This is a genomic window from Enterobacter sp. R4-368 (assembly GCF_000410515.1).
GTDB lineage: Bacteria > Pseudomonadota > Gammaproteobacteria > Enterobacterales > Enterobacteriaceae > Kosakonia.
On sequence record NC_021500.1, the window covers coordinates 2,992,056 to 3,006,599 of the forward strand.

12 protein-coding genes are annotated in these 14,544 nt (G+C 51.7%); 1 reads left to right on the top strand and 11 read right to left on the bottom strand.

What is annotated here, in order from left to right; translation table 11 throughout:
- Positions 1-33: 33 nt before the first annotated feature.
- The 8 genes from phoU to glmU all read right to left on the bottom strand — a co-directional run bounded on the left by phoU (position 34) and on the right by glmU (position 8,987).
- Entirely contained in the window at positions 34-759 is a 726-nt protein-coding gene (gene phoU / locus H650_RS14085) for a phosphate signaling complex protein PhoU (protein ID WP_017458061.1), read from the bottom strand.
- Positions 760-828: 69 nt separating this feature from the next.
- On the bottom strand, positions 829-1,602 hold the full coding sequence (gene pstB, locus H650_RS14090) for a phosphate ABC transporter ATP-binding protein PstB (RefSeq protein WP_017458060.1): 774 nt from the start codon (positions 1,600-1,602) through the stop codon (positions 829-831).
- 46 nt (positions 1,603-1,648) lie between these two features.
- Positions 1,649-2,539, bottom strand: coding sequence for a phosphate ABC transporter permease PstA (gene pstA, locus H650_RS14095; RefSeq protein WP_017458059.1), 891 nt, complete (start codon positions 2,537-2,539; stop codon positions 1,649-1,651).
- Positions 2,539-3,498 (bottom strand): phosphate ABC transporter permease PstC, encoded by a 960-nt coding sequence (gene pstC / locus H650_RS14100; RefSeq protein WP_017458058.1) that lies wholly within the window; start codon positions 3,496-3,498, stop codon positions 2,539-2,541. Before pstC ends, pstA begins: the two co-directional genes overlap by 1 nt.
- A gap of 123 nt (positions 3,499-3,621) precedes the next feature.
- Positions 3,622-4,662, bottom strand: a complete 1,041-nt coding sequence (gene pstS / locus H650_RS14105) for a phosphate ABC transporter substrate-binding protein PstS (protein ID WP_020455856.1) — start codon at positions 4,660-4,662, stop codon at positions 3,622-3,624.
- A gap of 272 nt (positions 4,663-4,934) precedes the next feature.
- Positions 4,935-5,513: a hypothetical protein gene (locus tag H650_RS14110; RefSeq protein ID WP_020455857.1), complete on the bottom strand. Its 579-nt coding sequence runs from the start codon at positions 5,511-5,513 to the stop codon at positions 4,935-4,937.
- 66 nt (positions 5,514-5,579) lie between these two features.
- Positions 5,580-7,409: a glutamine--fructose-6-phosphate transaminase (isomerizing) gene (gene glmS, locus H650_RS14115; RefSeq protein ID WP_044489764.1), complete on the bottom strand. Its 1,830-nt coding sequence runs from the start codon at positions 7,407-7,409 to the stop codon at positions 5,580-5,582.
- Positions 7,410-7,616: 207 nt separating this feature from the next.
- Positions 7,617-8,987, bottom strand: a complete 1,371-nt coding sequence (gene glmU / locus H650_RS14120; protein WP_020455859.1) for a bifunctional UDP-N-acetylglucosamine diphosphorylase/glucosamine-1-phosphate N-acetyltransferase GlmU — start codon at positions 8,985-8,987, stop codon at positions 7,617-7,619.
- A gap of 343 nt (positions 8,988-9,330) precedes the next feature.
- Between glmU and H650_RS14125 the strand changes: the two genes are divergently transcribed.
- Positions 9,331-11,448 carry a right-handed parallel beta-helix repeat-containing protein gene (locus H650_RS14125; RefSeq protein WP_020455860.1) on the top strand — a complete coding sequence of 706 codons (2,118 nt, stop codon included), beginning with the start codon at positions 9,331-9,333 and terminating at the stop codon, positions 11,446-11,448.
- A gap of 336 nt (positions 11,449-11,784) precedes the next feature.
- Here the strand turns inward: H650_RS14125 and H650_RS14130 are convergent, their stop codons facing one another.
- The 3 genes from H650_RS14130 to atpG are packed head-to-tail and all read right to left on the bottom strand — an operon-like array spanning position 11,785 to position 14,497.
- Positions 11,785-12,204 (bottom strand): F0F1 ATP synthase subunit epsilon, encoded by a 420-nt coding sequence (locus H650_RS14130; protein ID WP_017458049.1) that lies wholly within the window; start codon positions 12,202-12,204, stop codon positions 11,785-11,787.
- A 20-nt stretch (positions 12,205-12,224) separates the two neighbouring features.
- A complete protein-coding gene (atpD, locus tag H650_RS14135) occupies positions 12,225-13,607 on the bottom strand; it encodes a F0F1 ATP synthase subunit beta (RefSeq protein ID WP_017458048.1) in 1,383 nt (460 codons plus the stop codon).
- Between the two features lie 26 nt (positions 13,608-13,633).
- Positions 13,634-14,497 carry a F0F1 ATP synthase subunit gamma gene (gene atpG / locus H650_RS14140; RefSeq protein ID WP_017458047.1) on the bottom strand — a complete coding sequence of 288 codons (864 nt, stop codon included), beginning with the start codon at positions 14,495-14,497 and terminating at the stop codon, positions 13,634-13,636.
- Between the last annotated feature and the right edge of the window lie 47 nt (positions 14,498-14,544).

Below are 14,544 nucleotides of genomic sequence, written 5' to 3' on the forward strand. Positions count from 1 at the left end.
AAAAACCCCCTCGTCGCTGAGGGGGTTTTCACATCACTCTTTGGGATCTTTTCCCGCCAGCAGCTTATCCAGTTCATCGCCGCCAACGTGACGGAAATCCTGCCCCTTCACGAAGTAGAAGATGTATTCACAGATATTCTGGCAACGGTCGCCGATACGCTCGATGGAACGGGCGCAGAACAGCGCGGTCAGCACGCTCGGAATGGTGCGGGAATCTTCCATCATGTAGGTCATTAACTGACGCACAATGCCTTCATATTCCTGATCCACTTTTTTATCTTCGCGGTAGATACGCACCGCTTCGTCCAGATCCATACGGGCGAAAGCGTCCAGCACGTCATGCAGCATCTGCACGGTGTGTCGGCCCAGCGATTCAAGGCTTACCAGCAGCGGCTGATGTTGCTGGGAGAACTTTTCCAGCGCGGTACGGCAGATTTTATCCGCCACGTCGCCAATACGTTCCAGCTCAGCGATGGTTTTGATGATCGCCATCACCAGGCGTAGATCGCTCGCCGTCGGCTGACGCTTAGCAATAATGCGCACACAGGCTTCATCGATGGCAACTTCCATCATATTGACCTGTTTGTCGCCCTCAACAACGCGCTTAGCCAGCTCGCTGTCCTGGTTGTGCATGGCGGTGATCGCATCAGAAAGCTGCTGCTCCACCATTCCACCCATGGTCATTACCTGAGTGCGAATGCTTTCCAGCTCAGCGTTGAACTGCCCGGAAATGTGTTTGTTAAGGTTGAGATTGTCCATGGTGCACTCCAAATGCCCGACAGATTTCACGTTGTAACAGGGTTGCTGAGACCTTTACGGCTCGGCAAATCAACCATAGCGCCCGGTAATGTAGTCTTCCGTTTGCTTCTTCTTCGGCTTCGTGAACAGATCATCTGTATTGCTGAACTCAATCAACTCACCGAGGTACATAAATGCCGTGTGATCGGAACAGCGCGCCGCCTGCTGCATGTTGTGCGTTACGATAACAACGGTGTAATCCTGTTTCAGTTCCGTAATCAGCTCTTCGATACGACCGGTTGAGATCGGGTCGAGCGCTGAACAGGGTTCATCAAGCAACAGCACTTCCGGGCGGATCGCGATCCCGCGGGCAATGCACAGACGCTGTTGCTGACCACCGGAGAGAGAGTACCCGCTCTGGTGCAGTTTATCCTTGGTTTCGTTCCATAATGCGGCCTTAGTCAAAGCCCACTGCACACGCTCGTCCATATCCGGGCGTGAAAGCTTCTCAAACAGGCGCACACCGAAAGCGATATTGTCGTAAATCGACATCGGGAACGGCGTTGGCTTTTGAAACACCATCCCTACTTTCGCGCGCAGCAGCGCAATATCCTGCGTGTTAGTCAGAATATTGTCGCCATCCAGCAGGATCTCGCCTTCCGCGCGCTGCTCAGGATAGAGCTCAAACATTTTATTAAACGTACGCAGCAGCGTGGACTTACCGCAACCCGACGGCCCGATAAACGCCGTCACCTGATTTTTGGCAATATCCAGGCTGATGTTTTTCAGTGCATGGAATTTGCCGTAATAGAAGTTCAAATCGCGAACCTGAATCTTGCCCGGCGTCGTTTCAACCATACTCATTTATCTCTTTCCTCAACTCGACGCCGCTTTCGCCGCGTCGCAAAAATTAACCGTGTTTACTCTTCGCGAAAATGACGCGCGCCAGAATATTTAACAACAGTACACAGAGAGTGATGATCAGCACCCCGGCCCAGGCCAGCTGCTGCCACTCGGCAAACGGGCTCATAGCGAATTTGAAAATCGTCACCGGCAAGTTAGCGATAGGCTGCATCATATCGGTGCTCCAGAACTGGTTGGAGAGCGCGGTAAACAGCAGCGGTGCCGTTTCACCCGCAATACGCGCAACAGCCAGCAGCACGCCGGTCATAATCCCGGAAACCGAGGCTTTCAGGGTAATGGCGGAAATCATCTTCCATTTCGGCGTTCCCAACGCGTAAGCCGCTTCGCGCAGGCTGTCCGGCACCAGTTTCAGCATGTTTTCCGTAGTACGGATGACAATCGGCACCTGTAACAGCGCCAGCGCAATCACACCGGCCCAACCGGAGAAGTGCTGCATCTGCGCGACAACGATGGTGTAAACGAACAGGCCAACCACGATAGAAGGCGCTGAAAGCAGGATGTCGTTGATAAACCGAATAATTTCAGCCAACAGTGATTTACGGCCATACTCCGCCAGATAAATCCCGGCCATAATGCCCAGTGGTGTACCGACAACCGTCGCCCAGAGAATTAACAGGCCGCTGCCCGCCAGGGCGTTAGCCAGGCCACCGCCCGCCGTATTTGGTGGCGGTGTCATTTCGGTAAACATCGCCAGCGACATACCATCAAAACCACGGGTAACCGTCGACAGCAGGATCCAAATCAACCAGAACAGACCAAAGGCCATCGTCGCCATCGACAATGTCAGGGCAATGCGGTTTTTCAGACGGCGGCGCGCCTGCATTTTGCGACGCGATTCAGCCAGTTGCGCGGTACTTTGCATTTCAAGCGTAGCCATTAGCGTGCCCCCTCGTTTTTCGCCAGGCGCATGATCATAAATTTAGAAATGGCCAATACGATAAAGGTGATCACGAACAGGATAAGCCCCAGTTCCATCAATGCCGCGACATGCAAGCCCGATTCGGCTTCGGCAAACTCATTCGCCAGTGCAGAGGTAATACTGTTGCCAGGCATAAACAGTGAAGCACTGTCGAGCTGGTAGGTGTTACCGATGATAAAGGTCACCGCCATGGTTTCACCCAGTGCGCGCCCCAGCCCCAGCATTACGCCACCAATCACCCCGTTTTTGGTAAAGGGCAACACGATACGCCAGATAACCTCCCAGGTGGTGCAGCCAATGCCGTAGGCCGACTCTTTCATCATCACCGGTGTTTGTTCGAATACATCGCGCATTACCGCCGCAATGTACGGAATAATCATAATGGCGAGGATCACCCCGGCGGCCAGAATGCCGATACCAAATGCGGGGCCGGAAAACAGCGCGCCGACAAATGGAATGTTAGAAAGGACATTGCCCACCGGCTCCTGGAAGTAAGTCGCGAACAGCGGAGCAAAAATAAACAGCCCCCACATGCCGTACACAATACTCGGGATCGCCGCCAGCAGTTCAATAGCAATACCCAGCGGGCGTTTCAGCCAGTTTGGCGACAGCTCCGTCAGAAACAGCGCGATACCAAAACTCACCGGAACCGCGATAAGTAGCGCGATGACCGAGGTAACAATGGTGCCGTAAATCGGTACCAGCGCCCCGTAGACGTCATTCGGCGCATCCCACTCTTTGGTCCACAGGAAAGAAAAACCAAACTTCTGAATGCTTGGCCATGAGGAGAAAATCAGGGACACGATAATGCCGCTGAGCAGCAATAACACAATCAGCGCAGCCAGTCTTACCAGTGCGCTGAATAACATGTCGCCTTTTTTACCCGGGGGATTAAATGCCGGCTTGGTTGCAGCCATAAATTACTCTTCAGTTTAACGTCTTACGAATTTGCCCGCAGGCACTTGCGCTTGCCGGCCTACAGAAGATCTGTAAGGCGGATGGTGTAAGCGCCATCCGCCATGTTCTTCAAAAACCAGTGCTTAGTACAGTGCTTTACCGCTGCTGTCTTTCACGTTGGCTTTCCAGGCAGCGCGAACTTGTTCAACAACGCTATCCGGCAGGGTTGCGTAGTCGAGATCGTTAGCTTGTTTGCCGCCTTTTTTGTAGGCCCAGTCAAAGAATTTCAGCACTTCAGCGCCTTGCTCAGGTTTAGCCTGCTCTTTATGCACCAGAATGAACGTGGTGGAAGTGATTGGCCACACGTCCGCACCTTTCTGGTTAGTCAGGTCCTGTGCGAAAGACTTGCTCCAGTCGATATCTTTAGCCGCGTTGGAGAAACTGGTTTCCGTCGGGCTAACCGCTTTACCATCGGCAGAAAGCAGCTTGGTGTAGGTCAGGTTGTTCTGCTTAGCGTAAGCATATTCAACGTAACCGATAGAGCCCGGCAGACGCTGAACGAACGCGGCGATACCGTCGTTACCTTTACCGCCCAGACCGGTCGGCCAGTTAACGGTAGAGCCAGAACCGACTTTAGATTTCCACTCTTCGTTCACTTTCGCCAGGTAGCTGGTGAAAACGAAGGAGGTACCGGAACCATCAGCGCGGCGAACCACAGCGATGTTCTGTGAAGGCAGTTTCAGGCCTGGGTTGAGTTTGGCAATAGCCGCGTCATCCCATTTTTTGATATTACCCAGGTAGATATCACCCAGGGTCTTGCCGTCCAGCACCAGCTCACCGGATTTAACACCCGGGACGTTAATTGCCAGCACGATACCGCCGATCACAGTCGGAAACTGGAACAGGCCTTCCTGAGCCAGTTTGTCGTCAGCCAGCGGGGCATCGGACGCACCGAAATCAACAGTTTTAGCAGTAATTTGTTTAACGCCACCAGACGAACCGATACCCTGGTAGTTAATCTTGTTACCTGTTTCTTTCTGGTAGGTATCAGCCCACTTGGCATACACCGGCGCCGGGAAAGTTGCGCCCGCGCCTGTCAGGCTGGCAGCTGCGTTTACAGCAAATGCACTCAGAGAAAAGGTCGCGGCGACAACAGTTGCGACAGTGGTACGCATAACGTTCATAATGTCTCCTGCAAGAATCGTAAATCGTTGTTTAGTGGCTACGATGAGCAAAATAGGACACTTTGATGACAGTTATATGCAAAGATTGTTACTGTTTGATGACAGCAACGGATTACGGCCAGATTTAACGAATTCAGGATGATTTATCAGCGAGATAAAAAAGTTGATGACGATAAAATGTCAGCAAGATTTTAGTTTTATGACATTAAAAACGTAGCTGAATCTGACAAGAAGTCCTAACAAAACGCGAGAAAAAGCCACCGCTTATCACTTTATTTACGCCTGGATTGCGTCAGCGCCTGACGCCGGAATTGGGCTATTTTTAGCGATACACGCCACTGCACTAATTTCGTAAGTTCCGGCCCATTCATCACTTTCCGCGTCAGCCATAAAAGAACCATACTACTCCCCCAAAAAACCAGAGACAGTGCGGAAAACGGAGCAATGAGAAGCCATCCTGCCACTGGCACGTTGCAAACACATAACAGCAACCAGACAGCCAGGAATAATTTTAAGGAGAGCGTGCGCCCTTTTTCTACGCCGATGAGCGCCACGACCAGGACTAAAAATACCGCTACACCTGCGATGAAACTCAGGCCACCAATGGCGGTTTTCACCGTCAGCGCAAGGCAAACATAGCTTAGTAACAAGGCATAAAACACCACCGTTACGCTGCCATAAAATGTCATCCCGCCTCTGCCTGCAGGATAGGCCTTTGGCATCTCTTTAAATGCCTCCGCCGCCAGCTTCAACTGTGCCAGCTTGCGACCCGCTATTCCCGCATCAACACCCCGGCAATAATTGATGAGTGCAAGCAATCTTGCACCTGCCATTTTTTCCAACAAACTCATGGCTATCCTTAAAAAAAGAGGCTGCCATCAGGCAACCTCTCTCTACACTATGACAAGCTTAAGACCTTATTCCACAGTAACCGATTTCGCCAGGTTACGCGGCTGATCCACGTCGGTGCCTTTGATCAGCGCAACATGGTAAGCCAGCAGTTGCAGCGGCACGGTATAGAAGATTGGCGCGATCACTTCTTCTACATGCGGCATATCGATAATGTGCATATTGTCGTTGCTGGTGAAACCGGCATCCTGATCGGCAAAGACATACAGCACGCCGCCACGGGCGCGAACTTCTTCGATGTTGGATTTCAGTTTTTCCAGCAGCTCGTTGTTTGGCGCAACGACAATCACCGGCATATCGGCATCAATCAGCGCCAATGGGCCATGTTTCAGTTCACCTGCGGCATAGGCTTCGGCATGAATATAGGAGATCTCTTTCAGCTTCAGCGCACCTTCCAGTGCGATCGGATACTGGTCGCCACGGCCAAGGAACAGCGCATGATGCTTGTCGGAGAAATCTTCTGCCAGCGCTTCAATGCGTTTATCCTGCGACAGCATCTGCTCAATGCGGCTCGGCAGCGCCTGCAAACCATGAACGATATCGTGCTCAATGGCCGCATCCAGCCCTTTCAGGCGGCTCAGTTTCGCCACCAGCATCAGCAACACAGTGAGCTGAGTGGTAAACGCTTTGGTTGATGCAACGCCGATTTCCGTACCGGCTTTGGTCATCATCGCCAGGTCGGATTCGCGCACTAGCGAGGAACCCGGAACGTTACAAATAGCCAGCGAACCCAGATAACCCAGCTCTTTTGACAAACGCAGTGCCGCCAGCGTATCCGCCGTTTCGCCAGACTGCGACAGGGTGATCATCAGGCTATTACGACGCACCGCAGATTTGCGATAGCGGAACTCAGAAGCGATTTCGACATCGCACGGAACACCCGCCAGCGCTTCAAACCAGTAGCGGGAAACCATACCGGAGTTATAAGACGTACCGCAGGCAACGATCTGAATATGTTCAACTTTCGACAGCAGCTCGTTGGCATTCGGCCCCAGTTCGCTCAGATCAACTTCACCATGGCTGATACGGCCAGTCAGTGTGTTTTTGATGGCGTTCGGCTGCTCGTAGATCTCTTTTTGCATGTAGTGGCGGTAAATACCTTTATCGCCAGCGTCGTATTGCAGATTAGATTCGATATCAGGGCGTTTAACCTGCGCGCCAGATTTATCGAAAACAGTCACGCTACGGCGAGTCACTTCAGCAATATCGCCCTCTTCAAGGAAGATAAAGCGGCGGGTAACCGGCAGCAAGGCCAGCTGATCGGATGCAATAAAGTTTTCACCCATGCCCAGGCCAATAACCAGCGGACTGCCAGAGCGCGCTGCCAGCAACGTACCCGGATCGCGCGTATCCATGATGACAGTGCCATATGCCCCGCGTAACTGAGGAATAGTACGCAGTACAGCTTCACGCAGCGTGCCGCCCTGCTCCAGTTCCCAGTGCACCAGGTGCGCGATAACTTCGGTATCCGTTTCAGAAACAAACACATAACCGCGTGCTTTTAACTCTTCACGCAGCGGCTCGTGGTTTTCGATAATACCGTTATGCACCACCACAATATGGTCAGAAACATGCGGATGCGCGTTGCCTTCCGACGGTTCACCATGCGTTGCCCAACGCGTATGAGCAATACCGGTGCCACCATGCAGCGGGTGTTCTTCCGCCGCCTGAGAGAGCATCTGCACTTTACCAAGACGGCGCAGACGGGTCATATGACCTTGTGCATCAATCACCGCCAGACCAGCAGAGTCATAACCACGGTATTCCAGACGACGAAGGCCTTCGAGAAGGATTTCAGCTACATCACGTTGCGCGACTGCGCCAACAATTCCACACATATTTTTTGATTCCGATTTTGGCATTATGCCTTTTGTTGTCGGTCAACCTGTTTACACGTCATTCTTCGACGCTGCCTTTGTACAACGCGAATTATTGAGTGTAAGTGTCCGATTATCGGACTCCCCGAGCCTTGTAGAGAGTGGGGTTATTTTTATAGGTACTGCACGCGGGCGGGGGAATTATCTTTCCCCTCATCCCTGAAATCGTTACTTCTTCTTCACCGGACGCTGCCAGCCCTGTTTTTGGACCTGCGGCACGCGGCTTAAAACCAGTTCATTTTCGTTAACGTTGCGCGTCACCGTGGTACCGGCGGCAATCGTCGCACCTTTACCGATTGTGACAGGTGCCACCAGTTGCGTGTCAGAACCAACGAAGACATCATCACCAATAATAGTTTTATGCTTGTTCGCGCCATCATAGTTACAGGTAATAACGCCTGCACCGACATTTACGTTGTCGCCAATTTCTGCATCGCCCAGATAAGTCAGATGGCCCGCTTTCGAACCTTTCCCCAGACGCGCTTTTTTCATTTCCACAAAGTTGCCGACATGCGCGCCAGCCAACAGTTCAGCGCCCGGGCGCAAACGCGCAAAAGGCCCGATGGTACATTCCGCTTCCAGACGAGCATCTTCCACAACGCTATACGGGCTGATTTCGCAATCGTCGCCAATTTCGCTGTTTTTCAGAACGCAACCAGCGCCAATTTTCACGCGATCGCCAAGCTTAACGTGACCTTCAATGATGACGTTAGCATCGATCTCGACATCCCGCCCGTGCTCCAGCGTACCGCGCAGATCGAAACGCGCAGGATCGCGCAGCATAACGCCTGCCAGCAGCAATTTTTCGGCTTGCTCAGACTGATAAGCGCGTTCCAGGCGTGACAACTGAAGACGATTGTTAACGCCTTCCACTTCGCTCAGACGCTGCGGGTGCACAGCGACGATTTCACGCCCTTCCTGATAAGCCAGTGCAATGATATCGGTGATGTAGTATTCACCCTGGGCATTATTGTTGGTGAGTTTACCAAGCCAGCGTTTCATATCGCCGCCATTGGCGATCAAAATACCGGTATTGATTTCGTTAATCTTACGCTGCTCTTCACTGGCATCTTTCTGCTCAACAATACCAGTCACAACGCCGTTTTCGCGCGTGATGCGGCCATATCCAGTAGGGTCATCCAGAACCACAGTTAACAAACCGATCCCACCTTGCGGTTTTGCAGCACGCAGACGTTCCAGTGTTTCCACCGAAATCAGCGGCACATCACCATAGAGCATGAGAATATCTTCGTCATCCGCAAAGAACGGTGCGGCCTGCTGCATCGCATGGCCAGTACCCAGCTGTTCAGCTTGCAGAACCCAATTGAGTTTATCGTCAGAAAGGCGTTGTTTGAGCAGATCGCCACCGTGGCCATACACCAGATGGACGTGATTCGCGCCAAGAAAAGTTGCGGTATCAATGACATGCTGAACCATCGCTTTCCCTGCAAGCGTATGCAGCACTTTGGGAAGATCGGAATACATGCGTGTACCTTTGCCCGCAGCAAGGATCACCACACTCATTTTTGTGTTCAACATTTGCGTCCTGACTCTATTTTGGGAAAGAAGTAAACCTCTTTCGTGTTGAAAATTCTACATATTTTGTAGCATGAAATGGATTGCCGACGAAACGCTCAAGTTCCGCTATTTCAGGCCATTTGAAGACTATTTGGTGCGCAGAGTAAATCAGTTTGCCGCTGAAAAATAGCGCCATTTCCCGCTGGTGCTAATTCATACAATGAGTTAGCCATTATTCTCACCCTGAATAAAGATCGCACAAAAACAAAACAGCGTTTTAATTATCAAAGAGTGTGACGTACAAAAAAGAAACACCGTTTCATCTTGATGATAATGGCAGGCAATTATCAATCAGGAGAATAAAATGAATTATAAAATACCTCTGGCCCTCACGATTTGCAGTTCACTTATTCCCATTCCTGCGTTGGCTGCAACAGCCCCTGTCTGGAAAGCAATTGCTTTTGGGCAATCTACCGACATGAATTTCTCATCGAATGTGTTACCGGAAAAAATAGGCGTCAATGATGTCACCATCGCCGGTAAAAAGCTCTCTGTTGCGGATGAAGCGACGTTAACAAATCCGATCACTATTGAAAGCCGTGGCGGCAAAATTGCCAATTCTCACGACGGCCTGACGTTTTTTTATACCCGACTTCCTGGTAACGAAAATTTTGTCTTACAGGCAACCATTACCGTTGAACAGTTCGGTCCTGAAAACGGAGCAAAACCCGCCGCGCAGGAAGGTGCAGGTTTGCTGGTACGAGATGTGATTGGTACTCCGCGCCAGCAGCCGCTGAAAGAGGGTTATGAAGAGTTTCCGGCGGCATCAAATATGGTGATGAACGCCATTATGACGCAGGATAAAAAAGATAATTTCCGCGTGAAGATGCAAGCGATTACCCGCGAGGGGATTAGCCAGCCGTGGGGGAATGCTGGTGCCACTATCTCGAAACAGAGTTATCAGGAAGAGATTGATCTTCGCCAGACACCAACCTTTCGCCTGAAACTAGAACGTACCAACGACGGTTTTATCAGCGCATGGGCGCCGCAGGGGAGTGATAAATGGGTCAGCCGCAGCGTACCGCGCGCCGATTTGATTTCGGTGCAAAATAAAGACCACTATTACGTGGGTTTTTTTGCCTCGCGTAACGCCAAAATTGTGGTTAGCGATGCCACATTAACCACCAGCAAAGCCCAGACTATTGATTCTAAACCCTGGCAGGCTAAGCCGTTGCCGGTTGTCGTACAAATAGCCTCTCCCGCCCAGAGCATTGGCGAAGCCTACACGGTGCAGGCACGCGCTAATTATGATGGCTTGTTTAGCGTGCGGCAGAACGAAGTGGTGATCGGTAATGAAAAACCGGTGAAAGCAGGTGAAATGTATACCCTGCCAACTCACCTGGCGGCAGAGAACACCTTTGCACTGACCTTTACACCAACAAGCGGTAAAGAGATAACGCCCATTTCGCAGACGTTCGCTGTCGAAAGGGTTGCCGGAACCATGGCTTCTACTCTGTATGCCGCCGCCGATGGTAAAGCGGATGGTGAAGGTACCGCTGCATCACCTCTGGATTTGCCAACCGCTATATCTCTGTTGCCGCCAGGCGGGACAATTAACCTGAAAGCCGGAGATTATGCCCGGGCAGAGATCCCGCTCACCGCCAGCGGCTTGCGTGATAAACCAAAAACGCTGCAAGCCGATGGCAAAGCGGTGATCCACGGTTTATTGGTTGATGCCAGCTACTGGCATATCAAAGGTATTGGCGTTACCGATAAGAGCCTGCGTGTGCAGGGTAGCCATAACGTGATCGAAAAAGTGGTCGCCTGGCGTAATGACGATACCGGCATTCAGATCTCCTCACCGGAAAACATTGGTCGCGCACTGTGGGCGAGCCATAACCGCGTGATCGATGCTGAGTCCTGGGGTAATGAAGATCCCGGCAAAATCAACGCTGACGGCTTCGCGGTGAAGATGCGCGTCGGTGACGGTAACCGCCTGGAGAGATGCTACTCCCATGACAATATCGATGACGGCTTTGATTTGTTTAATAAGATTGAGGACGGCGGCAATGGTGTTGTGGTGATCGAGAATTCTATTGCCAGCAACAATACCAGCAACGGTTTCAAACTGGGGGGAGAAGGGCAGCCAGTGGCGCATCAGGTGCGGAACAGTAAAGCGATTGCTAACCATCTGGACGGTTTCACCGACAATTTTAATCCTGGTGCGCTGGTGGTAGAGAACAATATCGCTGCGGATAATCAACGCTTTAACTTTATTTTTCGCCCAAGCCCCTATGGTGATGCTTCCACTCAGGGGAAATTCACCCACAACAAATCCGTGCGCAGTGCGCCGGGCCGCTATGACGATGCGGTGGTCGGAAATATTGATGAGACGAATTATTTTATTGAGAAAGGGCAGAGCGTGAACAACAAGGGGAAAGTGCTGGATAGTGGGGCGGTGCTGGCGGAACTGAAGATGTAGCCAGATGGCGCTCGCTTATCACACAACGGTAAGCGTGGCGCCACTCGGCATATCAGCAATTAATGATTGAACGTACCGAAAGAGATGTTCATGTTGCTGAAGAGAGCGATGATTTTGTTGATCAGTTTCATAATGGTTTCCTGCTTTGACTGAAGGTTATTTTCTGTGATGAACTTCACAAAAAAGAGTCTACGCCTCATTTTTTAACCGATCAACATTTTTGTGATATGCATCACAAAATAATAAAACACACTTTCAGTTTCATCTTTACTGGAACGCAGCCATAAAAAAAGCCAGCCTGGAAACCAGACTGGCTTTTTAACGTTCAAGCCGGTGTTACATCGCTTTTTTGGTCAACTCGATAACACGCAGTTTCGCGATGGCTTTCGCCAGCTCCGCAGACGCCTGAGCGTAATCCACGTCACCGTGAGAGCTATTAATGTGCTCTTCTGCTTTACGCTTCGATTCCAGGGCTCGCGCTTCGTCGAGATCCTGGCCACGAATAGCGGTATCAGCCAGAACGGTCACGCTGCTCGGTTGCACTTCAAGAATGCCGCCGGACAGATAGATAAACTCTTCATGACCGAACTGTTTTACGATGCGGATCATACCAGGCTTAATGGCGGTGAGCAGCGGTGCGTGACCCGGGAAAATACCCAGTTCACCTTCACTGCCCGTTACCTGGATTTTTTCGACCAGACCAGAGAACATTTGTTGCTCTGCGCTGACGACGTCCAGGTGGTAAGTCATTGCCATATCACCCTCCGATTAAGGCGTTAAAGTTTTTTGGCTTTTTCCACTGCTTCTTCGATGGAACCAACCATGTAGAACGCCTGCTCCGGCAGGTGATCGTATTCGCCTTCCATAATGCCTTTAAAGCCACGGATGGTGTCTTTCAGGGAGACGTATTTGCCCGGAGAACCGGTAAATACTTCCGCTACGAAGAACGGCTGGGACAGGAAGCGCTGGATCTTACGTGCGCGAGCTACCACCAGTTTGTCTTCTTCAGACAGCTCATCCATACCGAGGATGGCGATGATGTCTTTCAGTTCCTGATAACGTTGCAGCAGAGACTGTACGCCACGCGCGGTGTCGTAGTGTTCCTGACCAACAACCAGCGGATCCAGCTGACGGCTGGTGGAATCCAGCGGGTCAACGGCCGGGTAGATACCCAGAGACGCGATCTGACGGCTCAGTACCACGGTTGCGTCAAGGTGCGCAAAGGTGGTGGCTGGTGACGGGTCAGTCAAGTCATCCGCAGGTACGTATACCGCCTGAACGGAGGTGATAGAACCGGTTTTGGTAGAGGTGATACGTTCCTGCAGAACACCCATCTCTTCCGCCAGCGTCGGCTGGTAACCTACCGCTGAAGGCATACGGCCCAGCAGTGCGGATACTTCAGTACCGGCAAGGGTATAACGGTAGATGTTGTCGACGAACAACAGAACGTCACGACCTTCGTCACGGAACTTCTCAGCCATGGTCAGGCCGGTCAGCGCAACGCGCAGACGGTTTCCCGGCGGCTCGTTCATCTGGCCGTAAACCAGGGATACTTTATCCAGAACGTTGGAGTCGGTCATTTCATGGTAGAAGTCGTTACCCTCACGAGTACGTTCACCCACGCCCGCAAAAACAGAGTAACCGGAGTGCTCGATCGCGATGTTACGGATCAGCTCCATCATGTTTACGGTTTTACCTACGCCCGCACCACCAAACAGACCGACTTTACCGCCCTTGGCGAACGGACACATCAGGTCGATAACTTTGATGCCGGTTTCCAGCAGTTCCTGAGAGCTGGAGAGCTCTTCATAGGAAGGTGCCGCGCGGTGAATCGCCCAACGCTCTTCTTCACCGATGTCGCCTTTCATGTCGATCGGCTGACCGAGCACGTTCATGATACGACCCAGTGTAGCTTTACCTACCGGGACTTCGATCGGGTGCGCAAGGTCATTAACTTCCAGACCACGACGCAGACCGTCAGAAGAACCCATGGCGATGGTACGTACGATACCGCCGCCGAGCTGCTGCTGAACTTCCAGCACCAGCGTCTCGTTACCATTTTTAACCTCAAGAGCATCGTACACGCGCGGTACGGCATCCTGAGGGAATTCGACGTCAACTACGGCGCCGATTACCTGGACAATTTTTCCAGTAGCCATCATGAATCCTCTACGAATTAACCTGGTTATACCGCGGATGCACCACCGACGATTTCGGTGAGTTCCTGAGTAATGCTGGCCTGACGAGCTTTGTTGTATACCAACTGCAGCTCTTTAATCAGGCTGCCGCCATTGTCGGTCGCGGCTTTCATCGCCACCATACGTGCGGCCTGCTCGCTGGCCAGGTTTTCCACAACACCCTGGTAAACCTGAGATTCAACATAACGACGCAGGAGAGTATCCAGCAGCGCTTTTGGATCAGGTTCATACAGATAATCCCAGGATTTACGCTTCAACTCTTCATCTTCTGCAGCCGGTAACGGCAGCAGCTGAGTGATGGTCGGTACCTGAGACATGGTGTTGATAAATTTGTTGCTAACAATATAAAGCTTGTCGAGACGACCTTCGTCGTAGGCTTGCAACATTACTTTTACCGGGCCGATCAGCTCTGACAAGGACGGGTTATCACCCATACCAGTCACCTGAGCGACAACGTTGCCACCTACGGAATTAAAGAAAGAGACGCCTTTAGAGCCGATCATCGCGAGTTCGCTCTGAACGCCTTTATCGGACCACGCTTTCATATCCGCCAGCAGTTTTTTGAACAGGTTAATGTTCAAACCACCGCACAGACCACGGTCGGTCGACACCACCAGGTAGCCCACGCGTTTAACGTCGCGTTCTTCCAGATAGGGGTGCTTATATTCCAGATTACCGTTTGCAAGGTGACCAATCACTTTGCGCATGGTATCTGCATAAGGACGGCTGGACGCCATGCGATCCTGCGATTTACGCATTTTGGAAGCGGCGACCATCTCCATCGCTTTAGTGATCTTCTGCGTGTTCTGGACGCTTGCGATCTTACTACGTATCTCTTTTGCGCCGGCCATGAGCTTCTCCTCAATGCCTTGCGGCCTGCCCTAAGACAAGCCGCCAG